The 23,919-nt window shown below is 59.5% G+C and carries 22 protein-coding genes; 15 read left to right on the top strand and 7 right to left on the bottom strand.

Going from position 1 to position 23,919, the window contains the following annotated elements; all coding sequences use genetic code 11:
* Window positions 1–112 precede the first annotated feature (112 nt).
* Window positions 113–1,129: a TauD/TfdA family dioxygenase gene (locus FB472_RS03260; RefSeq protein ID WP_215730370.1), complete on the top strand. Its 1,017-nt coding sequence runs from the start codon at window positions 113–115 to the stop codon at window positions 1,127–1,129.
* 7 nt (window positions 1,130–1,136) lie between these two features.
* On the opposite strand, the gene xylB is transcribed toward FB472_RS03260, so the two are convergent.
* Both xylB and xylA read right to left on the bottom strand, forming a co-directional pair.
* A complete protein-coding gene (gene xylB, locus FB472_RS03255; RefSeq protein WP_141989640.1) occupies window positions 1,137–2,591 on the bottom strand; it encodes a xylulokinase in 1,455 nt (484 codons plus the stop codon).
* Window positions 2,592–3,782 carry a xylose isomerase gene (xylA, locus tag FB472_RS03250; protein ID WP_141989639.1) on the bottom strand — a complete coding sequence of 397 codons (1,191 nt, stop codon included), beginning with the start codon at window positions 3,780–3,782 and terminating at the stop codon, window positions 2,592–2,594.
* A 366-nt stretch (window positions 3,783–4,148) separates the two neighbouring features.
* Between xylA and chvE the strand changes: the two genes are divergently transcribed.
* The 5 genes from chvE to FB472_RS03225 all read left to right on the top strand — a co-directional run bounded on the left by chvE (window position 4,149) and on the right by FB472_RS03225 (window position 10,783).
* Window positions 4,149–5,255: a multiple monosaccharide ABC transporter substrate-binding protein gene (gene chvE, locus FB472_RS03245; protein WP_141989638.1), complete on the top strand. Its 1,107-nt coding sequence runs from the start codon at window positions 4,149–4,151 to the stop codon at window positions 5,253–5,255.
* Window positions 5,256–5,343: 88 nt separating this feature from the next.
* On the top strand, window positions 5,344–6,873 hold the full coding sequence (mmsA, locus tag FB472_RS03240; RefSeq protein ID WP_141989637.1) for a multiple monosaccharide ABC transporter ATP-binding protein: 1,530 nt from the start codon (window positions 5,344–5,346) through the stop codon (window positions 6,871–6,873).
* Between the two features lie 4 nt (window positions 6,874–6,877).
* Window positions 6,878–8,077 (top strand): multiple monosaccharide ABC transporter permease, encoded by a 1,200-nt coding sequence (mmsB, locus tag FB472_RS03235; protein WP_141989636.1) that lies wholly within the window; start codon window positions 6,878–6,880, stop codon window positions 8,075–8,077.
* A 42-nt stretch (window positions 8,078–8,119) separates the two neighbouring features.
* Complete coding sequence (locus tag FB472_RS03230) at window positions 8,120–9,367, top strand: ROK family protein (RefSeq protein ID WP_141989635.1); 1,248 nt, start codon at window positions 8,120–8,122, stop codon at window positions 9,365–9,367.
* A gap of 9 nt (window positions 9,368–9,376) precedes the next feature.
* Window positions 9,377–10,783 carry a GH1 family beta-glucosidase gene (locus FB472_RS03225; protein WP_141989634.1) on the top strand — a complete coding sequence of 469 codons (1,407 nt, stop codon included), beginning with the start codon at window positions 9,377–9,379 and terminating at the stop codon, window positions 10,781–10,783.
* A gap of 26 nt (window positions 10,784–10,809) precedes the next feature.
* Here the strand turns inward: FB472_RS03225 and FB472_RS03220 are convergent, their stop codons facing one another.
* A complete protein-coding gene (locus FB472_RS03220; RefSeq protein WP_246078052.1) occupies window positions 10,810–12,483 on the bottom strand; it encodes a SulP family inorganic anion transporter in 1,674 nt (557 codons plus the stop codon).
* A complete protein-coding gene (locus tag FB472_RS03215) occupies window positions 12,480–12,845 on the bottom strand; it encodes an ArsR/SmtB family transcription factor (RefSeq protein WP_141989633.1) in 366 nt (121 codons plus the stop codon). Before FB472_RS03215 ends, FB472_RS03220 begins: the two co-directional genes overlap by 4 nt.
* A 140-nt stretch (window positions 12,846–12,985) precedes the next feature.
* On the opposite strand from FB472_RS03215, the gene FB472_RS03210 reads away from it, so the two are divergent.
* From FB472_RS03210 to FB472_RS03200, 3 genes are read left to right on the top strand one after another with little or no spacing between them, the layout of a single operon-like run.
* The gene (locus tag FB472_RS03210; RefSeq protein WP_141989632.1) at window positions 12,986–14,218 is read left to right on the top strand and encodes a TadA family conjugal transfer-associated ATPase; all 1,233 of its coding nucleotides are present in this window, start codon (window positions 12,986–12,988) and stop codon (window positions 14,216–14,218) included.
* On the top strand, window positions 14,215–15,081 hold the full coding sequence (locus tag FB472_RS03205; RefSeq protein ID WP_141989631.1) for a type II secretion system F family protein: 867 nt from the start codon (window positions 14,215–14,217) through the stop codon (window positions 15,079–15,081). Before FB472_RS03210 ends, FB472_RS03205 begins: the two co-directional genes overlap by 4 nt.
* A complete protein-coding gene (locus tag FB472_RS03200) occupies window positions 15,078–16,016 on the top strand; it encodes a type II secretion system F family protein (protein WP_141989630.1) in 939 nt (312 codons plus the stop codon). Before FB472_RS03205 ends, FB472_RS03200 begins: the two co-directional genes overlap by 4 nt.
* 142 nt (window positions 16,017–16,158) lie before the next feature.
* On the opposite strand, the gene FB472_RS03195 is transcribed toward FB472_RS03200, so the two are convergent.
* Window positions 16,159–16,548 carry a hypothetical protein gene (locus FB472_RS03195; RefSeq protein WP_141989629.1) on the bottom strand — a complete coding sequence of 130 codons (390 nt, stop codon included), beginning with the start codon at window positions 16,546–16,548 and terminating at the stop codon, window positions 16,159–16,161.
* A 1,176-nt stretch (window positions 16,549–17,724) separates the two neighbouring features.
* Between FB472_RS03195 and FB472_RS03190 the strand changes: the two genes are divergently transcribed.
* On the top strand, window positions 17,725–18,402 hold the full coding sequence (locus FB472_RS03190; RefSeq protein WP_141989628.1) for an HIRAN domain-containing protein: 678 nt from the start codon (window positions 17,725–17,727) through the stop codon (window positions 18,400–18,402).
* Window positions 18,403–18,802: 400 nt separating this feature from the next.
* Here the strand turns inward: FB472_RS03190 and FB472_RS03185 are convergent, their stop codons facing one another.
* Both FB472_RS03185 and FB472_RS03180 read right to left on the bottom strand, forming a co-directional pair.
* The gene (locus FB472_RS03185) at window positions 18,803–19,630 is read right to left on the bottom strand and encodes a hypothetical protein (protein ID WP_246078050.1); all 828 of its coding nucleotides are present in this window, start codon (window positions 19,628–19,630) and stop codon (window positions 18,803–18,805) included.
* Window positions 19,631–19,683: 53 nt separating this feature from the next.
* Complete coding sequence (locus tag FB472_RS03180; RefSeq protein WP_141989627.1) at window positions 19,684–19,875, bottom strand: hypothetical protein; 192 nt, start codon at window positions 19,873–19,875, stop codon at window positions 19,684–19,686.
* 549 nt (window positions 19,876–20,424) lie between these two features.
* Here FB472_RS03180 and FB472_RS03175 point away from each other — a divergent pair.
* From FB472_RS03175 to FB472_RS03155, 5 genes are all read left to right on the top strand, one after another.
* On the top strand, window positions 20,425–22,293 hold the full coding sequence (locus tag FB472_RS03175; protein WP_141989626.1) for a BCCT family transporter: 1,869 nt from the start codon (window positions 20,425–20,427) through the stop codon (window positions 22,291–22,293).
* Between the two features lie 105 nt (window positions 22,294–22,398).
* Entirely contained in the window at window positions 22,399–22,581 is a 183-nt protein-coding gene (locus FB472_RS03170) for a hypothetical protein (protein WP_425467225.1), read from the top strand.
* Window positions 22,581–22,961 carry a TadE/TadG family type IV pilus assembly protein gene (locus tag FB472_RS03165; RefSeq protein WP_141989624.1) on the top strand — a complete coding sequence of 127 codons (381 nt, stop codon included), beginning with the start codon at window positions 22,581–22,583 and terminating at the stop codon, window positions 22,959–22,961. Before FB472_RS03170 ends, FB472_RS03165 begins: the two co-directional genes overlap by 1 nt.
* Before the next feature lie 25 nt (window positions 22,962–22,986).
* On the top strand, window positions 22,987–23,430 hold the full coding sequence (locus FB472_RS03160) for a hypothetical protein (RefSeq protein ID WP_141989623.1): 444 nt from the start codon (window positions 22,987–22,989) through the stop codon (window positions 23,428–23,430).
* Entirely contained in the window at window positions 23,430–23,873 is a 444-nt protein-coding gene (locus FB472_RS03155; protein ID WP_141989622.1) for a Tad domain-containing protein, read from the top strand. The genes FB472_RS03160 and FB472_RS03155 overlap by 1 nt, the downstream gene beginning before the upstream one ends.
* Window positions 23,874–23,919 lie beyond the last annotated feature (46 nt).

Genomic DNA, 23,919 nt, shown 5'->3' with positions numbered 1-23,919 from the left:
CAATTTATTGAGGAGGCCCTTACTTTTAGGGCGTGAGGGTGTAATTTATGAAGTGTCTTTCCCATGGAGACAACGTCAGCGACCGCGCCATCCCAGAGCCAAGAGCCACGGCTTGCGCGTCGCACGAAGCAAGGAGAGCGACATTACCGTTCACGAGCTCCAATCGAGCCTTTTTACTGTTGACTCAGCCACTGCCGAAGCAATTCGCGCCGCTGCCGAGCGCATTACTGCGCATCCGAATGAGAGCCCGGATGACTTTGGTCGCCAGGCTCTCGCTGCGGCGTTTAGCTTGCCCGAAGAGGTTCGTGCCGCTGTTCTGAATTTTGCTGAGGTTGGTTCTGAGGCGGGAATCATGGTGGTGCGTGGACTCTACGTCGATGAAGGCCTCACAGATACCCCGCTCAACAACAAGAGTGGACTGGGGGCTAGCACCGTATTCGCTAAAGAGATGGGCATGTTGGCTCACTTGCTCGGAAGCATGGTCGCTTACGAAGCTGAGGGCAACGGTCACCTCATCCAAGACATGGTCCCCAACCCGAAGCTTGCGGTAACGCAGCAGTCGCAGGGTTCAAAGGTGGAGCTTGAAGCCCACACCGAGCAGTGTTTCTCGGTGTTCAAGCCCGATTACGTGATTCTTGGAGCCTTGCGCGGTGACGAGAACGCAAAGACCTATGCTTTCTCGGGCCGCAAGCTCGTTCAGCACCTTTCCCCTGAAGAGGTCGCTAAGCTGCGCCAGCCGCTGTGGGCCACCACGATCGATGAGTCTTTCCAGCCATACATCCCGCGCCCGGATGACGTGCGTGGCCCCTTCCCGATCCTCACCGGACCGGAAGACGACCCGTATATCTTGGTCGATCAAGACCTCATGCATGGCATCACCGCTGAAGCGCAGCGACTGCTGGGCAAGGTAGTTGAGACCTACATCGAGCACCGGGATGCTCACGTGCTGCAGCCGGGTGACTTGCTGATGCTCGACAACCTGCGTGCGATGCATGGTCGCTCAATGTATGCGCCCCGCTTTGATGGCAAGGACCGTTTTATTGCGCGCGGTTTCGTTGTGCGTGACCGTCGCAAGCTCTGGCCACAGCTGCTTGGAGACCGCCGCACGCTAGCGGCGATTCACAGCTAGAAGCTAGTTATTTCGTTGTGATGCGGGTCATCTGCTCAGGCAGGTGGCCCGCGTTTTTCGTGCGTGCCGCTGTTGAGTAGCGCGCATACTGCTGCCGAATAATAGGTTGAAAGTCGGATGCCGGCTCTGCCGTCGCGGCGATGTTCCAGTCTGGTCGGGCCCCGGCGAGCACCCACGCGGCCTGGGCTGCGGCACCGAGCGCAACATACTCAGCCGGCTCAGGCACCAGGACCGGCACGCTAAACACCTGCGACGCGATTGTCGAGACGGCGGAGTTGTGGGCAGCACCGCCAATCAGCAGGATGCGTGTAGCCGAAACTCCTTGCGCCAGCAGGGCGTCGAGGCCATCAGCGAGTCCACACAGCATGCCCTCGATCGCGGCACGCGCCAGTGACTCGCGCGTGGTCGATGCCAGTGTCATACCGAACAGGGTTGCCGTGGCATCCGGAAGGTTCGGGGTGCGTTCGCCTTCAAAGTAGGGCTGGAGCACGAGACCGTCAGCACCGGGGGCGGAGTGCAGAGCCAACGCGCCCAGTTGGTCGTGCGCTAGTGCGAGGAGGGTGGCGGTGCTGTCGAGCACGCGTGCCGCATTCAGGGTTGCGACGAGCGGAAGAAAATGGCCGCTCGCATCGGCGAAGCCGGCGACAGTTCCCGAGGGGTCGGGTACCTGCGTGTCGGCAACGGCGAAGACGGTGCCGCTGGTTCCGATCGAGACCACAACGTCACCGGTGCGCGCGCCGAGACCGAGAGCGGCCGCCGCATTGTCTCCGGCGCCGCACGCAACAGCCACGGGGGAGCCAGCGACTGTGCCGACACTCTCGCCCGGGGCGACTATGCGCGGCAGCAGCACTTCGGAGGTGTCCCGATCACGACCGAGCACCGCCGCAAACACTGCGCGGTCATAGCTGTTGGTCACCGAATTGAAGTAGCCGGTGCCGCTGGCATCGGAGCGATCGGTCGTGAGCTCATCAAGCTGCGGATTGTCGACGCCGAATCCGCGCAAACGCCAGGTCAACCAGTCATGTGGCAGGCAGACTGCGGCAACCCGGGCGGCGTTGTTTGGCTCATTGTCGCGCAACCAACGCAACTTTGTGGAGGTGAATGACGCCACCGGCACAGAGCCGGTGCGTTCAGCAAGATCAGGGAATTCCACTCGGAGATCCTCAGCTGCGGCTGCAGAGCGGGTGTCGTTCCAGAGCAGAGCGGGGCGGATGACGTGGCCGGTGGCATCCAACAGGACCATGCCGTGCTGCTGTCCTCCGACCGATATTGCGGAGACGTCATCGAGTCCACCGGTCTGAGCGATCGCCTCGGTGAGTGCCGACCACCATGCCTCGGGGTCCACCTCGGTGCCCGAAGGGTGGGATGCGCGACCGGAGCGGACGAGCGTCCCGGTCGCGGCATCCACAACTACGACCTTGCAGGATTGGGTTGACGAATCGATCCCCGCGACGAGGGTCATTTAGCGAGCGCCCATGAGGTGCTCGGTTGCCAGCTGCTGCAGGCGCACGAATCCGAATCCCTTGCCGTTGAAGTACGCGTCGTGGTCAAAGTCTTCGTACGATGAGCGGTCTGCCAAAAGGTCGTCATAGCTTTCATTCTCGTCGAGGGTGTTCTCCGAGAGTTCGAAGACTCGCGCAGCGGTGAGAGCTTCTTGCACGTCAGGATCTGCACGGAATGCTGCGGCGCGTTCTTTGAGCAGCAGGTAGGTGCGCATGTTGGCTGCGGCAGAATCCCACACGCCGGTCTCGTCTTCGGTGCGGCTCGGCTTGTAGTCGAAGTGGCGTGGGCCGGTGTAGCTCTGGCCGCCGCCGGGTCCACCGTTTTCGAGGAGATCGACGAGCGAGAACGCGTTGTGCAGATCGCCGTGGCCAAAGACGAGGTCTTGGTCGTATTTGATGCCGCGCTGGCCGTTGAGGTCGATGTGGAAGAGTTTGTCTTGGTAGAGAGCTTGGGCGATACCCGAGGTGAAGTTGAGTCCGGCCATCTGCTCGTGACCGACTTCGGGGTTCACCCCGAACAGTGCGGGGCGTTCGAGGGTTTCGATGAAAGCCATCGCGTGACCAACGGTGGGTAGCAAGATGTCGCCGCGGGGCTCGTTGGGCTTGGGCTCAATGGCAAAGCGGATGTCGTAGCCCTTTTCGGTGACATGGTCGCCAAACAGGTTGAGGGCTTCGCGGTAGCGCTCGAGCGCCGCCCGAACGTTCTTTGCCGAGTCATACTCTGCGCCTTCGCGCCCGCCCCACATGACGAAAGTCTTCGCGCCGAGTTCAACGCCGAGTGCGAGTTGTTGCATTGCTTTGCGCATGGCAAAGCGACGTACGCCGCGATCGTTGGAGGTGAAGCCGCCGTCTTTGAATACTGGGGCACTGAACAGATTGGTGGTGACCATCGGAACGATGAGTCCGGTGTCGCTCAATGCCTGTTTTAGGCGATCGATCTGTTTTTGGCGTTCGGCTGCGGTGGAGCCGAACGCGAAGAGATCGTCGTCGTGGAAGGTAAGCCCATAGGCGCCAAGCTTGGCGAGCTTCTCGACCGCGTGAACGACATCCAGCGGTGCGCGGGTGGGGCCACCAAATGGGTCTGCCCCGTTGTAGCCAACAGTCCAGAGACCGAATGAGAATTTGTCGGCGGGGGTGGGTTGTGTAGTCATTAGTGGCTTTCCGATTGGCGGCTCTGGCGATAAGTTATTTGTAACAACTTACTTGCACCCACCACTCCCGTCAATGCCGAAACCCAGTGCATGGCGGCGCAGAGAAGAGTCTGCATTCCCCAGCATCTGGGTTATTTTCAGAAAGTTCTTGCGCTTACCGTCAAAAACGATATAAGTTTTGCATGTCAACAAAATGGGCGCCAAGTGCGACCCCCGCGATACAAGGAAGTAGCGCACGCACGCGCCGGGCAACCGACGCGACCACTACTCTCCCTCTCGTGAGGATCAGCCCTCCAGCTCTCTGCCGGCAACACTCGCAGTGCTCCCGGCTTTTGTCCGGCACTCACATCCGAAAGGGACAACACAATGTCAATGAAGAAGATAATTGCCGTCGCAGCAGCGACTGTGATGACCATCGGGCTTGCCGCCTGCAGCAGCGGAGAATCAGACACTGGCGGTGGCGACAGCCTCGGCAGCGTCGGAATCTCGATGCCGACACGCAGCCTTGAACGCTGGATCAACGACGGCGAAGGCCTCAAGGCTCAGCTTGAAGATGCCGGTTACTCCGCAGACCTTCAATACGCCGACGACAAGGCAGACACTCAGATCAGCCAAATTCAGAACCAGATCGCCTCCGGTGTTGACGTTCTGGTCATCGCTGCGATCGATGGCGAGCTTCTCGCACCCGTGCTTGCTGACGCTAAAGCACAAGACATCAGCGTGATCGCCTACGACCGTCTCATCAATGGCACCCCCGACGTCGATTACTATGCAACGTTTGACAACTACAAGGTTGGCCAGCTCCAGGGCGAATTCATCGAAACACAGCTCGGATTGGCGGATGGCGCAGGCCCCTTCAACCTCGAACCGTTCGCCGGCAGCCCCGACGACAACAATGCGAAGTTCTTCTTTTCGGGTGCGTGGGATGTGCTGCTTCCGTATGTAGAGAACGGCCAGTTGGTTGTTCCCTCGGGCAAGTCGCCGGCAAGCAACGACGACTGGGCCAGCATCGGAATCCTCGGCTGGAAATCTGACTCGGCTCAGTCTGAACTCGACAACCGCATCGCCTCCTTCTACACCGGCGGCGACAAAATCGACGTAGTTCTGTCTCCCAACGACAGCCTGGCTCAGGGCATCGCCGCGTCACTGCGCAGTGCCGGATACACGGCTGACGGCGACTGGCCACTTTTGACCGGTCAAGATGGTGACAAAGCCAGCGTGACCAACATCCTCGCCGGTGAACAGTCCATGACCGTCTGGAAGGACACCCGCGAACTCGGCAAGGTTGTCTTCGGCTTCGTCGAGGCGATCCTCAATGGCGAAGAGCCTGAGATCAACGACACCGAAACCTATGACAACGGCGAAAAGGTTGTTCCGTCCTTCCTCATTGCCCCAGAGGTCGTCGTCAAGGATGATGTGCAGTCGAAGCTCATCGATTCGGGCTTCCTCAAGGCTTCGGACGTCGGACTCTAGCCCGCACCTGGTTAGAAGCAATACCATTCGACAAGCGGGGGACGGCACAGCAGCCGTCCCCCGCCAGTCACTGCGAGCGGAGCTAATCATGACTGCCATCCTCAGCATGAACACGATCACAAAAGACTTCAGCGGCGGAGTCCGTGCACTCGATGGTGTGAGCCTTGAGGTCGAGCGCGGGCAGGTGCACGCCATCTGCGGTGAAAATGGTGCCGGTAAATCGACCCTCATGAAGGTACTCAGCGGGGTATACCCCTCGGGCAGCTACGACGGCAGCATCACCTTTGAAAATCACGAGACTGCCTACCGGTCGATCAACGACTCGGAGCACGACGGCATCGTGATCATCCACCAAGAACTTGCCTTGAGCCCCTATCTGTCCATCGCAGAAAACATTTTCCTCGGAAACGAGATCGCCACCCGTGGGGTTGTCGACTGGGCGAAGACCAATCGTGAAGCCACCCTGTTGCTCGCGCGCGTCGGACTCGACGAGCAAGTGAGCACGCGCGTGCTCGAGCTGGGGGTCGGCAAACAGCAGCTGGTTGAGATTGCGAAAGCACTCTCCAAGAAAGTGAAGCTGCTGATTTTGGATGAACCCACCGCCGCCCTCAACGATGAAGATTCGGCGCACCTACTCGATCTCATTCGGAGCCTGCGGGGCCAGGGCATCACCTGCATCATCATTTCGCACAAGCTCAAAGAGATCCGCAACATCGCTGACAAGGTCACCATCATTCGTGATGGCAAAACGATCGAGACATTCGCCATGTCTGAAGAGGATGCCACGGAAGCCCGAATCATTCGTGCGATGGTCGGCCGCGACCTCGACAGCATGTTTCCCGCACACACTCCCGAAATTGGGGAAGAACTGTTCCGGGTCGAAAACTGGACGGTGCATCATCCGGTCGACACCACTCGAAAAGTGGTTGACGACGCATCATTTGTGGTGCGTGCAGGCGAGATTGTCGGTTTTGCCGGCCTGATGGGAGCCGGGCGCACCGAGCTGGCAATGAGCATTTTCGGCCGCTCCTACGGTAGCCACATCAGTGGCACCGCCTACAAGCACGGCGCCGAAATCTCGGTAAAGACCGTCAGCGAGGCGATCAGCCACGGAATCGCCTACGCCACCGAAGATCGTAAGCACTTCGGTCTCAATCTCATCGGCAGCATCGCTGTCAATATCTCGGCAGCAGCACTGGCCAAAATTTCGCGCTGGGGGATCGTCGATCGCTTTGCGGAAAACAAAGTCGCTGAGGGCTATCGCGGGCAGATGAATATCAAGGCTCCCAACGTGTCAGTGCTTTCGGGAAACCTCTCCGGGGGAAACCAGCAGAAAGTGGTGTTGAGCAAATGGATGTTCTCCGGGCCAGACATCCTCATTCTTGACGAACCAACTCGCGGAATTGACGTTGGTGCCAAGTACGAAATTTACGGAATCATCAACGCGCTCGCGGCTCAAGGCAAAGCCGTCGTTGTGATCTCGTCTGAGCTGCCCGAACTCCTCGGTCTCTGTGATCGCATTTATGCGATCTCTGAAGGCACCATTACCGGCGAAGTCGAACGCGCCGACGCTACCCAAGAACGACTCATGCAGTTGATGACCGCGGGAAAGGACTAACCCGATGACTACCACTACCCCCGATCGCAAAAAGCTCAAGCTGCAGATCGACCTCCGGCAGTACGGAATTCTTGCCGCACTAGCGGTCATCGTCGTTCTCTTTCAAGTGCTCACCGATGGGCGACTTCTGCTGCCAGGAAATATCAACAATCTGATCCAACAGAATGCCTACGTGCTGATTCTTGCCATCGGAATGGTGATCGTGATCATCGCCGGCCACATCGATCTCTCCGTCGGATCTGTGGTTGCGATGGTGGGGGCTGTGTCGGCTATTTCACTGACTCAATGGGGTCTGCCGTGGTGGGCTGCCGTGATTCTGGCTCTCGTTTTGGGGGCCGCGGTCGGTGCCTGGCAGGGTTTTTGGGTTGCGTTTGTCGGCATCCCCGCCTTCATCGTGACGCTGGCAGGAATGCTGCTCTTTCGGGGGCTCACCCTGGTCTTCCTCACCGGCGGAACCATCAACGCGCTTCCCGCGGAATTCAATGCAATCGGCGGCGGTTGGCTGCCCGAGATCTTCGGCACGATCGGTGAAGGACGTGGGGATCGCGACATCCTCACCATCGTTCTCGGAGTGTTGGCGGCAGCTCTGCTGATCGGTCAACAACTCCGCAGTCGCACAAAGCAGCGCAAACTCGAACTGCCGGTAGAGAGCGCTATCTCGTTTTGGGCCAAGATCGCCATCGCTGCCGCCGCGATTATTGCGCTGACGTTCCAACTTTCTGCTTACCGGGGTACTCCCATCATCCTGATTATTCTGGCCGTCCTGATCCTGCTGTTTACTTTTGTTCTGAACCAGACCGTATTTGGGCGCCACGTGTACGCAATCGGCGGAAACCTGTTCGCAGCCCAAATGAGCGGTGTCAAAACGTCGTGGATCAACTTCTTCGTCTTCGTCAACATGGGAGTGCTTGCGGGTCTTGCCGGGGTTGTTACCACCGCGCGTGCTGGTGGCGCAGTTGCGTCGGCGGGTCAGAGTTTCGAGCTCGACGCTATCGCTGCGGTCTTCATTGGCGGTGCCGCCGTGACCGGGGGTGTCGGAACGGTCATCGGTGCGGTCATCGGTGCACTCATCATGGGCGTGCTGAATATGGGGCTTTCTATTCTTTCGGTGGATGCCGCGTGGCAGCAGGCGATCAAGGGACTCGTGCTATTGCTCGCTGTAGCTTTCGATGTCATGAGCAAGCGGCGCACGGGACGTCGCTAGTCTTAGGTGCACGTATTACTGGTCAACTGAGTGGATGAGCCTGTGACTCTAACCCCACCGCTTTCGTCCGGCGGCACCGGTGGCAAAGGCGACCGCACTCGGCGACACAACCTGTCGCGCGTTTTGACACTGCTGCACCGTGGCGCACAGTTGCGCTCGCAGTTAACGTCACAGACAGGGCTGAACCGGTCAACAATTGCCGCTCTCGTTGCGGAACTCACAGAACTTGGTTTGGCTTACGAGAGCGAGCCCGACCCCACCCGTCAGGTTGGTCGCCCCTCACCGATGGTGAACGCGGATGCTCGCACCGTGGGGATTGCTATTAATCCTGAGATCGACGCCATCACGATTGGTGTTGTGGGTCTCGATGGAACGCTGCTGAAGCGCATTCGCTACGAGACGGAGTCACCATCGACGGTGGCTGAGTTCGTGAAGATCTCGAGTGTGATCATCGAGAGCCTGAAGGGTGAGTACGAGGCTGCTGGTCGAATAGTTGGCATTGGCGTTGCGGTCCCGGGTCTGGTGCAGGTCGACGATGGCTTGGTGCGCTGGGCTCCTCATTTGGGTTGGCGGGATGCGCCGGTCAGCCAGCTATTAGCTGCCGCCACCGGCTACCCGGTGTGGACAGCGAACGATGCGAGCGTGGGTGCGCTTGCGGAACATATTTATGGTGCTGGTCGCGGCATAACCGATCTCATCTACCTCAACGGTGGCGCCAGCGGAATAGGTGGCGGCATCATCAGTGACGGTCGCCCCGTGGCGGGTCGCGCAGGTTACGCGGGTGAGTTCGGTCATGTCCGGGTCGTTACCAATGCCAACGATGGTGACACGCGCGAAGAGGGGAGTCTCGAGACGGAGGTAAACCGAGCTGATCTCCTGCAGGCGTTGGGGCTCACCAATGCTGACAGCGAGACGTTCGATGATGCTCTCAAGGGTTCGAACGATCCCGAAGTGAGTGCGCTTGTGCGGCGCCAACTGCTCTCGCTGGGCACGTCGCTGCGCAATGCTGTCAACGTGCTCAACCCCGAAGTTATCGTGCTCGGTGGATTTTTGTCATCGATCTTTTTGACGGACCCAGAGTTTTTGATCGAACGGGTGCGTGCGCAAGCGTTAGAAGCATCGTTTGAAAGTGTGAAGATTTTGCCAGCCCAGTTGGGTGCTGATCTGTTGATGATCGGTGCGTCTGAGTTGGCTTTTGCGCCGCTACTGGAAGACCCCGCCGCGTTCTGCACTGAACTGGCTGACTCAAGAGAGAAAAACGGTGAACCCGCGGGGAGCCAGAGGCTTTAGGCTTTCTTCATGAGTTCTGACTACCGCGATAGTGGCCTAGTTTTTCCGCCTCATTTTATCGTTGGGTCGGCCACGGCCGCCTATCAGATTGAGGGCGCCGCCCGGGATGGTGGCCGAACCGAATCCATTTGGGATACCTTCAGCCATACCCCCGAGATGACGTGGAACGGCGACACGGGTGACGCTGCAGACGACCACTACTACCGTTTCGAATCAGACCTTGATCTTATGGCTGAACTGGGCCTCGACGCCTACCGTTTCTCGATCTCATGGCCGCGCGTTCAGCCCGGCGGGCACGGACCGGTAAACCCCGAGGGAGTGTCGTTCTACTCGCGCCTTGTCGATGGGTTGTTGAGCCGCGGCATCCGCCCCATTGCCACCCTGTATCACTGGGATTTACCCCAAGAGCTTGAGGATGCGGGTGGGTGGCCTGTGCGCGACACCGCCCTGCGATTCGCTGAGTATGCCGAACTCGCGGCTACTGCGCTCGGCGACCGCGTGCACACCTGGACCACCCTCAACGAACCGTGGTGTTCTGCTTACCTCGGCTACGGCTCGGGTGCCCATGCCCCCGGGCGCACCGACGGTGCCGCGGCTCTCGCCGCGGTGCACCACCTCAACCTTGCGCATGGGTTGGCGGTTCCACGCTTGCGAGCGGCGGCCAGCAACTTGCCCGAGGTTTCGGCGACACTCAACTTTCATGTCATCCGGGGTGGGGATGCTGAAGCCACGCGTCGCATTGATGCACTCGCTAATCGGGCATTCACGAGCCCCATGCTCTTGGGTCGGTACGACGATGACCTCATTGCTGATACTGGTGAAGTGACGGACTGGTCGTTCGTGCGCGAGGGCGATCTTGAGAGCATCCATCAATCGTTAGATTTCTTGGGAGTTAACTACTACTCCACGGTGACCGTGAAAATGTGGGATGGCGTGACCGAGCGCAGCAAGAATGACGGGCACAAAGATATGGGTGGATCCCCGTGGCCCGGCAGCCCTGACGTTGAGTTCTTGGAGCAACCCGGCCCGTACACGGCGATGGACTGGAACATCGCTCCCGACGGTCTCTACGAGTTGCTGGTCGATCTCGGCTCACACTTTCCTGACCTCCCGCTCATGATCACCGAGAATGGTGCCGCGTTCGATGACGAAGTGACGGATGGTCGGGTGCACGATCCCGAGCGGGTTGACTACCTCAACCGGCACTTTACGGCAGCGCACCGAGCCATCGCGCGGGGCGTCGACCTGCGGGGGTACCTCGTGTGGTCACTGCTTGACAACTTCGAATGGGGCTACGGATATTCGAAGCGCTTCGGCATTGTGCGCGTGGACTACGACACGCAAGAGCGCATCGTCAAAGATAGCGGGCTGTGGGTTTCTGAGGTTGCCAAAAATAAGGTGACGCCGCCGCTCTAGATGCTGGTGCGATCTCGGTGAGCCTTCTAGTCGGTGGCGGCGGTGCGCCGCACGTGGGAGCGCGCGTGTTCAATTGCGGGCTCAAGTTCGTCAAAGAGGTGGTTGGCGTGCCGCAGCGAGTCGATGACTCCCAGTTTTTCAAGCACGTGCCGATGTTCGGGCCGAATCCCCTTAATCAGCACGGTTACACCGCGTCGCTCAAGTGCGGTGATGAGCTCGGTGAGGGTGTGCGCCCCGGTCGAGTCGACGATTTGCAGTTGTGAGAGCCGCACAATGGCGATCTCGATGCCATCGTGGTCATTGATGCGCGTGATGATTCGTTCGGCGGCACCAAAGAAGAGGGAACCATCGACGCGAAAGAGGGCGATCCGTTCGTCGCCGGGCTGGGGCGAGCCGGGCAGTTCTTCGCGGTGTACTCCGCTCGCTGCGCTGAGAGCACGCAGAGCGAAAAAGGCGGCGGCGGCGATCCCAATGCCGACGGCAAAGATGAGGTCGAAACTGACGGTGATGATCGCGGTGATGGTGAATACGGCGGCTTCTGCCTTGCCGGCGCGAACCACTTGTTTCACCACGGTGGGTGAAATCATGCGTGCGGCGGTGGCCATGAGCACTCCCGAGAGGGCAGCGAGCGGAATCACCGCAACGACCTGCGCCGCGAGGTAGACCACAATGAGCAGCGCGAGAGCGTGTACGAGGGCCGCAACCCGCGTGCGGGCACCTGAGCGCACGTTCACCGCGGTTCTGGCGATGGCCCCGGTCGCGGGCATCCCGCCGAAGAATCCTGAAGCAATGGATGCCAACCCCTGACCCACCAGTTCACGGTCGGCGTTGTAGGCACCGGCATCCGTCATCGCCGATGCGACTCGCGCAGACAGCAGTGACTCGATGGCGGCAAGGGCAGCAACGGCGAAGGCGGCGCTGATTAGCGGTGTGAAGCTAGCGGGATCGAGGGTGGGTAGTGCGGGTGCGGGCAGGGATGCCGGAAGTGTGCCGATAGTCGCCAGCGGCAGCGAGAACGCGTGCGTCGCGATTGTCACGGCGACGATCGCGATAAAGGATGCCGGCAGCCGACCGCTGATCTTGGAGAGCACGAGCATCAGAATGATGACGGCAACGGCGACTCCGAGAGGGAGCAGCGCGGCTGGCCACTGGGCGCTACCAATAAAGGTGACGGCGGCGAGCACGGCGTTGGTGGAGTGTTCGACGCTTTCGGTGCCGAGGGCTGCGGGTACCTGTTGCAGGAAGATGATCGCGCCGATGCCAACGGTGAATCCTTCGATGACGGGCCAGGGGATGTAGCTGACGGTGCGGCCGAGTCGCAGCACGCCGGCAATGACGACGATGACGCCTGCCATGAGGCTCACGATGGCGACGGCTTCGATGCCCTGGCTGGCGACGATGGGCGCGAGTACGACAACCATGGCGCCGGTGGGTCCGGAGACTTGCACGTGGGAGCCGCCGAATACTGCGGCGACGATTCCGGCGACGATGGCGGTGATTAATCCGGCTTCGGCGCCCGCTCCAGAGCTCACCCCGAAGGCGAGGGCGAGGGGCAGCGCCACAATACCGACGGTGATGCCGGCCAGCGCATCTCCGCGCCAGCTTGAGCGGAGCCCGAGGTAGTCTGATCGCTCAGGCAGCAGTGACCGCAGTGACCGCAGTGACCGCAGTGACTTTAGGGACTTCAGCGATCTTCTCACTGGGCGTCGGGAATTACGGGCAGGGATTCGACTGAGGAGAGCTGGCGGTGCGAGTCGGCAAGGATTCCGCCGAGCAGCACGCGGGCGACACGCAATAGTTCAGCAATCTGGGGGAGAGCGAGCCGGTAGTAGACGATGCTTGCTCGCCGTTCGGAGACGACGAGCCCGTAGCGGCGAAGCACTGACAGGTGTTGTGAGAGGTGGGATGCCTCGAGCCGGGTTTCGGCGAGCATTTGTGACACCGATGATTCGTCGTTGCTCGACAAAATTTCGAGCACCCGGATTCTGTGAGGATGCGCGAGCCCTTTGAACAGGTTCGCCTTGATTTCGTAGAGTGGTCTTCGCTCATCGAGAACGGTCATTGCTGTGCTCCTCACCGCGCTTGCTTACTGACTTGATAAACTCATCATATCACTGGGGCTCTCGATGGTCGACCGGGCACCACCTTGCTTCCTGTGGATAACAGGCAGGCATGTGAGCGACCACTCACCAGACTGTGAGCATGTCTAACGCCCTGGTGACCATTGCCGATCAGGTCCGCCAACGGGTTCGCCGTGACGGGGTTGATCTTTCGAGCGACAGCGAACTCGCTTCGCGTTACGTGCGCGACGAGGTACGGCGCTATAGCGAGCGGGCCCTCGGCGGCTCGGTACCGCTCCTCGCCGACGAGGCGCAGGCGGCGCGCGAAGTCGTTGCGGCGCTCACCGGGTATGGTCCGCTCCAACCGTTTTTCGACGATGACACCGTCGAGGAACTCTGGATCAACGGCCCCGAGCATGTGTTCGTTGCTCGCAACGGGGTTCCGGAGTTCACCGGCATCCGCCTTACTGATTCTCACGTGCGTGACCTGGTCGAGAGAATGCTGCAAACCTCTGGTCGCCGTGTCGATCTGAGTTCACCGTTTGTTGATGCGTCGCTGCCTGATGGCTCCCGACTGCACGTGGTGATTCCGGATGTGACCCGCAAGCACTGGGCAGTGAATGTGCGCAAGTTCAGTCAGCGCATTCGTGATCTTGATCGCCTGGTCGAGCTGGGCAGTCTCACGCAGCATGCCGCCGACTACTTGCGGCTGTGCGTGCTGGCTGGCGAAAATATTGTGGTGTCGGGGGCCACCCAGAGTGGCAAGACCACGATGCTGAACGCGCTACTGGCTGCCGGTCGCCCCCACGAGCGTGTGGTCACCGTTGAGGAGACGTTCGAGTTGAGTGTGCCCAGCCACGACAGCGTCGGAATGCAGTGCCGCCAGCCAAGCCTCGAAGGCACCGGCGAGATCAGTCTGCGCCGCCTCATCAAAGAGGCATTGCGGATGCGCCCTGACCGGCTCGTGGTCGGCGAAGTGCGCGATGCCGAGTCGCTCGACCTGCTGATCGCCCTAAACAGTGGGCTGCCGGGGATGTCGAGCATCCACGCTAACAGCGCACGCGAAGCACTCGTGAAGCTCTGTACCCTGCCATTACTCGCTGGCCGCAACATCGATTCAAATTTTGTGGTGCCTACCGTCGCAAGTTCGGTGGATGTCGTTGTTCACTGTGAGATGACCTCGAACGGTGCCCGGCGGGTCGCTGAAATCGCCTCGCTCACGGGGGAGTGCAGTGACGGTGTCGTCGAGAGCAGTGCTCTCTTTCGCACGGTGGGGGGCGTGCTGATCCAGACGGGCGCCATTCCGGCTCGACTGTCAAAGTTCCAGGCGGTAGGGCTTGATCCCGTCTCGCTGTTATTGAGTGCTGTCGCATGAGCCTTGTGTTGGGCATAGTGCTTGCGGTGGGCGCAGTGTTGATCGCGGCACCATTCATGTGGCCTGCGCGCGACGCGCGACGGCCTCGTCCAGGCGCTGCATGGTGGCGCCGGATGAGAGAGCGGCTTGTTCAGGCAGGATTGCCGACAACGAGCCCCGCTGTTGTCGTAATCGTGTCTCTCGTCTGCTCTCTTGCGGGGGCGGCCCTCGCTTTTGTCATTACAACGGTTGTTGCCGTCGTTGTCTGCGCTGCCGCTACTGCGCTGGTAGCCCCGTCGCTCGCCATCAGCTGGCGAGCACGCGTGCGTCGCAGAGCAACCCGGGTGGTCTGGCCGGATGTGGTCGACCAGCTGGTCTCAGCAGTGCGTTCGGGGCTCGCCCTTCCCGACAGCCTGATGACTCTAGCCCACACCGGTCCGGCCGTCACGCGCAGCGCATTTGTGGCCTTTTCTCAGCGCTACCGCACCACCGCAAACTTCTCGATCTCCATCGATGAACTGAAAGTGGCGCTCGCTGACCCGGTTGCCGACCGCATCCTTGAAACACTGCGGATGTCGCGCGAGGTTGGCGGAAGCGAACTCACGAATGTTCTCCGCAGCCTCAGCCTCTATCTGCGTCAAGAGGCGGCGATCCGCTCAGAAATCGAGGCTCGGCAGTCCTGGGTCATGAACGCTGCGCGACTGGGGTTGGCTGCACCGTGGGTGGTGTTGTTTTTGCTGACGACACGCCCCGAAGCAGCTCTCGCCTACAACTCGGCCGGCGGTCTTGTGCTCATTGTGGCGGGCCTGGTGCTCTCTGTCGTTGCCTACCGAATCATGGCCGGCATCGGTCGACTCCCGGAGCAGCCACGGTGGTTTGCATGAGTGACACTCTCGCGTGGGCGATCCTTGCCGGTATTGCTGGCGGGTTGGGGCTGTGGTCGGTTCTCAGCCTCATCCCGAGGCTGAGCCGCCCCACTCTGGCAAATCGTGTTGCGCCGTATGTGATCGATGTCTCGGCTGGCGCACGCGCACACGTGTCGCCGCGTTCAATCGCACCGCTACCGGTGCTTGGCGTGCTGCTGCTTCCCATTGGCCGCTGGTTGCGGGGCACTTTGTCGACCGTTGTTGGTGGCGGCGATCAGATTGCGCGCAGGCTGCGTCAGGCGGGTTTCGAGCTAAGTGTTGAGGCGTACCGGTCCCAGCAACTGCTGGCGGGACTTGCCGGCGCACTGCTCGGGATCGTCTTCAACATCACGATTGCCAACGCACAGCAGGTGCCCCTAGTCGCCCAGCTTGTGCTTGTTTTTGTGGGGGCCGCGGCGGGCATAGCCGGCCGTGATTACTTGCTCCAACGTTCGGCTAAGCAACGAATCCGCCGTCTCACGGCTGAGTTGCCGGTGGTTCTTGAGTTCTTAGCGCTGAGCCTGTCCGCTGGTGAAGGGATACTGGATGCCGTGCGTCGGGTTTCTCAGGTCAGCGGCGGCGAACTTTCCCGAGAGCTTGCCCGCGTTGTCGCATCGGTCAACACGGGTCTTCCGTTTGGAGAAACCCTGGGTGCTCTCTCCCGCGAACTGGAGCTCGCACCGTTTGGGCGCTGTGTTGATCAGATACTGGGGGCACTTGATCGTGGGTCTCCGCTGTCCGATGTGCTGCAAGCCCAGGCACAGGATGCTCGCGAGGAATCCAAGCGGGAACTGCTGGAACTCGCCGGCAAGAAGGAGGTCGCGATGCTCTTCCCGCTTGTTTTCCTAATTTTGCCCATCACGATAGCTTTCGCGATCTTCCCGGGTATCTTTGTGCTGCAGGTCGGGTTCTAGGGTCCGACTCCAGCCCGTTCCGGAAGTCTCCCGGTCACAAATCGTTTGTCACGGGTCGCGTGGTCGATGCCGACGTGGAGTCGCCACGTCACCAAGCCATTCGCCGATGAATGCTGATTTTTTTGATTCGCGGAGCGGGTGTCTAATCGTGCAGCAAGTCGCCGTCGGTAGTGAGCTGGTACGCAGTGACGCCTGCCTGCCTGTATCGGGACCATCCATCGCCATCGGGGGCGTCCCATTGGAAGCTTCGGCCTGTGCGATTCAGTCGGTCGTGCTCGTCAGCGGTAACCCAGCACTTTACGAGGAGCCGATCGAAGATCGAGATCAGGTGTTCCGGAGATATCGCCGGTCCGCCGGCAATCGGGTCGGAGACGGAGTTCGAGCGGGGGTCGGCCTCACGCGGGTCAACAATCTCGATCACGATCCGCTTCATTGGGATGACGTGCTCCACGATTCGCTGATCACGGTCTAGTTGCATCGCATCGCCCGTCGCCAACACTACGGCGTGAGCGTCGTCAAGGCCTTGAATCATCTGACGAAGCCGAGTTGGGTATCCTCGCGAACCTTTAGACCACGATCGGCCGCCGGCGGCGAGGAAGGGACGAACTTCACCTGCGATGAGATCGTACGCCTCCTCGGCGATCCGAAGGCGACGTTCAGGGCCAGCAGGGAGGCGCTTCGCACAATCATCGCACTACGGATGCGTGCGTCAAAGGTGCAGCGCCGCGTCACTTACGCAGTTGACGTCAGCCGAAGCGCTAGGCCAAACGGGAGCTAAAGAGTCCTATTTAATTGCTTAGCCCGCTGTTTTTGATCTTGCTGATTGCGAACGCTTCCGCGATCTTTCCCCGGGATTTCTGTGCTGCAGGTGGGGTTCTAGCGCTGGTGATCTGAAGGGAGCTAGAGTCTAGGCATTGTCGACATCGCAACTTGGTCATCGACCTGAAGACTTGGAGTCGTATTGTTTTTTCGCCGAAGCACATCGAAGCCGATGCTCCCGAAGGTGCAGGGGCAGACCAGGGGGAACACACTAGTAGTCCGTCTCACGGAGGCGCACGACAAGGCGCTGTTTGAGATGTGGTACCGGCTGAAGGACGATCGTGCCCTGTCGGCGGCATGGTCACGGATCAGCATGGCATTTCACGTCGCAACCGACCACGAATATTCAGCTTGGGAAGAGACGTCGGTCCCTGGCCACCGGGAAAACACCGCGTGTATGACATGTGGGCTTGTATTACGTCTGCACAGGAGTCTTCGGAAGCCTTATCCCGTGGTGTTCAATATCTCCGAAGCCCAGTAAGCCGCACTTTCGCACACCTTGGCTCGCGAGGCCAGCATTGGCTCGATCGAACTCAAGGAGGCTTGGGCGGCAATTTCTCGCAGTCAATCCCAAGCGCCCATCCACTTGTATGGCACAAGCGAGGTGGATTCGTGGGCCGGTCTACGTTTCCGGGCGGATATCGCTTGCGTTGTCTGCGGTCTTTCATTGGCTCGACACACGAAGTGATTTAGGTGCGCTCACCAGCCGCGGCGGCGTCCGCCAAGCAGTAAGCGACTGAGGCGGCGAGTGGCGCCCAAAATCCTTGATGAGCCGGCGGGCCTTTCGATTCTTTCGGGACGGAATCACACGCGCTCCCGCAATCCAAACAATAGAGGGCATGGCCACTCGCCCCCCCCCGCCCCGACAGCGCTGCGCTACTATCCGAGCATGGGATTCCTCCGTGAAGCATGGCGAGTATTGTCCGCCCGACCCGAGCGCGTCCAAGATGTGATTTCTCCCGCTGTCCCGAAACCAAAGCTGTCTGCGGCGGAACGATCAGCGATCGCTCAGGAGATGGTCGATGCCGAAGCAGCCGAACCCGACGAGTCACACTGGGACGTAAAGGCCCGAGTAGCGGACAGACATGGGATCAGCCTCTTCGATGTCCTTGACGAACACGTGAAAATCTCGGAAGCGGAAGACCGCCGCGCTTATGCGCGTGAGAATCCGGCGAAGGTCGCAAAAATTAACTTAGACTCGCGGGAGATTTTAGATCTTCGCTCCGTTGCATCTACTCGAATGCGGGTCGTTGGATCCGCGAACTGGGTGACCGACAAGCAACGCGCGAAATATGGCGGCACTGACTACCTCCTCGTTCGAGAACCAAAGAACAAGTTCGACGTAAACGCAGTAGCTGTCTATGGCAAGGGTCGAAAAATGGGCTATATTTCGGCAGCGAAAGCGGCAGCATTGGCGCCAATCCTCGACCCATTGCCGTTCGATTCATTTCAAATCGGTGGTACTTCTGTAATCGAGAACAGCATCCGCTTATGGGTTGATGTGCCGAAACTCCCTGACCTGCGCAACTTCGTCAAGACTCTGGGAACAGCACAGGAGCGACAGTGAGCGACCTCTCTTGCAGCTTTGCCAACGGCAGGATCATCAGCCCCGTTTCTTGCCGTTGACTCATCTCTGCCTGCGCTGTGATCCCTTAGAAGCTCCTCATTGCGTGACTCTTTGATTCGCAAAAAAATGAGGGTTTTAGTCCCGGTACCTTCCCGCTTAGTTTCTAATTTTACCCATCACGATCGCTTTCGGGGAATTTCTCTAAGGCGCTCACAGCGGCCTGTCCCCCCACGCACGCCCTAGAAAGAACCTGGCATGAACATCACCTTGTAACCACATGCATCTCACTGTGGTCGTTGCGTGTGGTCGCCATAAACGTTCTGCTCTCGATCTTTCTTCGGAAAAGCAGAGGGACCCCCTGCTGAAGATCCAGCGAGGGGGTCCGGTTGATGAGGCGAGGTTATTTGACGGCGACGAACACCTTGTCGCCCATCATTGTCGGATTGACTGCGAGGACTCCGTCGGCTGCGGTGTCGGCGGGTACTTGTAACGCTTGATTGCCGGTAATTGATGCCCCTTCATAAAGGGTAGAGAGGCTTTCGAATGGCTCTGGTGCCGAAATAAACTTTGCAAGGCCGTCGATGGTGTTCCCGTCCGCGGTGATGTAGTTGACTGTGGCCCAGACCGAGTCACCGTCTGGGTCGGTGCCGTTGTAGGTGGCTGTCATGTTCACGAGGATATAGACGCTGCCAGCGTCAGGCGCGTCGTTGAACATGTTGTCTTCAAGGAGTTCGTCGGTCGCATCAAGATTCACGCTGTTAATGGTGACTGTCCAGTCTCCTTGCGTGATCGCGCTGCCGATCGGGTACGGGTTTGCGCGTGTCCCCTGCTCGTCGTCAGCTTTTTCACTTTCCTCAGTTTCCTCAGTTTGGCCTTCGGGGGCTGCCACCGTTGTGTCCCCGCCTGAGAAAGCGTCGTCGAATGCGTTGGCTACTACGGCCGTGAATACGACCGCGCCGACGATGGTCCCGAGAACTGAGATGATGAGCCCTATGAGGGCAAGCGTCTTGCTTTTTCCCTTGAGGAAGAGAGCGACGATCGCGAGGATGAATGCGATTGGCAAAAGAATCCAACCGACAATAAGTGCGCCCGGGATGCAGGCGAAGACGAACCCGACGATCGCTACTATGAAGGCGGTGATGCCGAGGACGTTCTTCTCTTTCGCAGGACTAGCTGCCTGTGGGGGAAGATTCGGTTGGGATTCTTGGTCTGCGGGTGGGATAGTCATGACCTCAGCATGTCGTGACCTTCTGACATCCGTGAAACTCAGACCCTGCGTAATCAGAACGTTATCCCTCTTCCTCGTACTCTTATTCGTCTATATTCCGCGAGGGCTCCCGAATAATGCTGAGACACAAGTAAGAGAATGACGAGAGCGACGAGAGCGACGAGAGCGACGAGAGCGACGAGAGCGACGACCTCGATACCGCGAACTGTGAGCGTTGCCTGATCCGCATGGAGCCTGTCGAGCATGGCAGCACGGTCGTCTGGGAGTGTTCAGGATGCGGTTTGGTGAGGCTTTAGGGGCCCACGAGTTTCTCGGACGGTCACGGCCGTTCGCCCTAGAGTGGCGGCTGGCGAAAAGGGTAAGCCCAACCGCCGCGCGGGTGCTAAACACCAAACGAGACTCAGACGTTTGAGGTTGAGGGCTCTGAAATCTTGCTACGTCACTCCGAAAATCTTTTTAATGATTCGAGATCGGCACGCCCGCTCAGCTCACTCCGCAACCCTTAGCAGCGCAATGCGTGTTTTAGTCCCGGTACCTTCCCTCTTGTATTCCTTATTTTGCCCATCACGATAGCTTTCGCGATCTTCCCGGGTATCTTTGTGCTGCAGGTCGGGTTCTGAGGCATGGAGCGCAACCGGTGTGTGGTCCAGGTTCTCGACTGGTTGAGACCGGCGATCTTGCAGGGCGGCATCGGCAGCAAGAATCCTCGTGTTTGTTCCGTGTTTTCTGCCTAGCTTGTCCGCACCACTCAGCGGTATTCTGAATAACGTCCTACCCAGGCGATCGGAGACGCAATGACTGCAGGATCGAACGGTTCTACGCAACCCGGGATCGGGATGCCTGCGCCGCCCACCGCTAGTCGGCTGTTGGCGCCGTGGGTGTTTTGGCCTGCTGCCGGCCTGGTTATTGCGATCACAGCTTTCTCGATGGTTACGCCGACGATCGCAAAAAATGTATTCGACACCCTTCAGTCAAGTGTCGTCAACTCATTCAGTTGGTATTACGTTCTCATCGCTGCATTCTTTGTTGCGTTTGCGCTCTGGCTAGGATTTAGCCGTTTCGGCGATATCAAACTGGGCAAGGATGAGGACGAGCCCGAGTTCTCGATGCTTGCGTGGATCTCATTTCTTTTTGCCGCTGGGATGGGTATCGGCCTTGTTTTCTACGGAGTCGCTGAGCCTCTCAGCCATTTCGCGAACCCGCGCCCGGGAGTCACTGGCAACGAAATTGAACTCGCGCAGCAAGCGATGAGTCAAACGTTCCTTCATTGGGGCGTGCATGCGTGGGCCATTTATGTGGTTGTCGGGCTTGCGCTCGCCTACGCAATCCACCGTCGCGGGAGGCCCATTTCGATCCGTTGGACACTTGAGCCGCTACTCGGCAAGCGGGTGCATGGCGGCTGGGGCAATCTCATTGACGTCATCGCTCTCGTTGGCACGGTCTTTGGTGTTGCGACGTCGCTGGGTTTGGGCGTTTTGCAGATATCGGCGGGTCTGGAGAAAACGGGTATTGCCGAGGCCAACCTCAGCACGCAGATCATTGTCATCATCGTGATCGTGGCGTTCACGATTGCGTCACTCGTGACGGGCATCGGCCGCGGAATGAAATGGTTGTCCACTACCAACCTGCTGCTCGCAGCGGTGCTGCTGGTATTTCTTCTGATCGTTGGCCCCACCACGTTCCTGTTCCGCGAGTTTGTGCAGTCAATGGGCAACTATTTGCAAAACTTCATTGGGCTCAGCTTTACTGTCAGTGCTTACGCGGGCGAAGCGGGCGAGCAGTGGCAGGCCGGGTGGACCACCTTCTACTGGGGCTGGTGGATGTCGTGGGCACCCTTCGTCGGTGTCTTCATTGCGCGGGTATCAAAGGGGCGTACCGTGCGCGAGTTTGTCGGCGGCGTGATGCTTGTCCCCACCGTTCTTACTTTCCTCTGGTTCAGCGTGCTCGGGGGAAATGCGATCTATCGTGAACTTTACGGTCAGGGTGGCCTCATCGCCGCAGACGGATCAGTGGATGCCGACTCTGCCCTGTTCGACCTCTTCGCCGGGTTGCCGGCCGGGACAGTGCTCACCTTTGGCGCCATCCTGCTTATTGGAATCTTCTTTGTCACTTCGGCCGATTCGGGCGCACTGGTGATGTCGATGATTGCGACCGGTGGCGCTACCGAACCCCCCAAACGTATCCGGATCTTCTTCGCGCTGCTCGCCTCGTTCTTGGCGATCGCACTGCTGATTACGGGCGGCCTACAAACCCTGCAAACCGCGGCGATACTTTCTGCCCTTCCCTTCAGTGTCGTAATGCTGATGATGTGTGCGGCCACCGTGACGGCGTTTAGTCGGGAACGTCGCGCTTACGAAAAGGCTCGACGCGCCCAGTTCGTCGATCACATTGGTGAGTTTTACGGGCTTGAAGTCGAAGAGCCACTCCTTCGCGAGCCTGCCCACCCGCTTCGGGCTGCCCTCGATCGGTTGCGACAGAAAGCGGGGCCGACCGGTGCGGGGATCTCGCAGGGCACCGAGAACGCGATCCTTGCCGACACGAGGGGGGGCTCGCCCGACGAGCTTGCTCAGACTGACGCTATCGCTGAGGACGAAGTGCGGTCGGTTCAGGCAGAGCAGAGGGATTCCAACGCTAAAAGCAAGCGAGACGCGTCGAAGGAGTAGCCGTCGTGCGCCGTGGATCGTACGTCGCGTGGTTTGCCAGAGCTGTGGAAAAGCTCCACACATATTCGTTTTTTGCTCGATGCTTGCAGAGTGAAATCAACTCAATTGATCCGAAAGAGCGGGCTAACTCGAGGTATACGACCGATCATTTCTGATCGTGGAGACGTTCCGGGTTGGGTGCTCATCACTCTCATGACCGCAGGTCTTGTGATCATCATCTGGGGTCTCGCTGGCCCGGCACTCAGCTCGGTTTTCGAGCAGGCGATTGATCGCGTAACCGGGTTCTAGTGCGCAAAGACGAGTCTGGTTCTGCTGTGGTTGAGTTCGTGCTCGTGTCCGTTCTGCTCACGGTCCTTACCCTCAGCGTCATTCAGTTGGGTCTGGCCCTCCACATTCGCAATACCGCTCTGGATGCTGCGGCCGAGGGTGCGCGTTTCGCCTCGCTGGCCGATACGTCACTCAACGACGGGGTCTCGCGCACTCGCGACCTCATTTCCACGGCATTATCGCCCGGCTATGCCGGTGACATAACCGCACGCTCCACGAATCACCTGGGGCAGCCGTCAGTGATGGTCACTGTTCGTGCGCCACTACCACTGATCGGATTGATTGGCATTGACGATGGATTGGAGGTGTCCGCGCATGCTCCGATTGAGCAGGTTCGCTAGCTTCTGCCGCCGGGTTCGAACGCGCATGAGCTGGCTGCGGCAAGAGCAGGGTTCGGCATCCCTCGAGTTCATCACCGTTGGCATGGTCATGCTCGTTCCTCTGGTGTACTTGGTTCTCACCATGGCTGCGATTCAGTCGGGGGCCCTCGCGGCAGAGGGCGCGGCGCGGCAGGCTGCCCGAGTTTTTGTGCAGGCCGAAAACCTCGAGAAGGCAGAGTCGGCTGCGGCGCGGGCAATCGAGTTCGCGCTCGACAATCACAATGTTGTTGCCGCTGCTGCCCAGGTCAGTATTACGTGCGCTCCCGATCCCAATGACTGCCTCACCCGTCACGGCTATGTGACGGTACAGGTAGCAATCACCATTGATCTCCCGCTGGCACCCCCTGTGTTGAGTGGAGCTTTCCCGCTCCAGGTGCCCTTGGATGCTGCAGCCACACAACAGGTCTCACAATTTTCGGGAGCACGCTAATGCCCGCGCGCTGTCGCCTAGCCAATGACGAGGGCTCCGCGCTCATACTCACGATCTTCTACGGTTTCTTGTCGCTCGTACTGATTTTTATGGTCGTCGCAGCGACGTCTCTCTACCTTGAACGAAAGAGACTTTTCACTCTTGCGGATGGCGCAGCCCTCGTCGGCGCAGAATCCTACGATCTCGATGAGGTCGTCCGTACTCCGAATGGCTTCCGACCTCGGCTCACACCCGCGAAAGTTGCCACCGCAGTGGAGGAGTATCTCGCGACCGCTCCCCGTGCGGAGTTCACGGAGCTGCAGATTGAGCAGGCAACAAGTGCCGACTCAAGCAGCGCTACTGTCTCTCTGTCGGCGTACTGGCGTCCACCATTTGTATCGTTGCTGGTTCCCGAGGGCCTGCGTATCGAGGTCACGGCACGCGCGCGGTCTGTGTTCTCGTAGCATGCGGCCGACGCGTTGACGACTTCCAGCAAACGCTCGTGCAGCA

It is taken from the genome of Rhodoglobus vestalii, assembly GCF_006788895.1.
GTDB classification, from domain to species: Bacteria; Actinomycetota; Actinomycetes; order Actinomycetales; family Microbacteriaceae; genus Rhodoglobus; species Rhodoglobus vestalii.
This window is presented reverse-complemented; position numbering and strand designations above follow the sequence as displayed.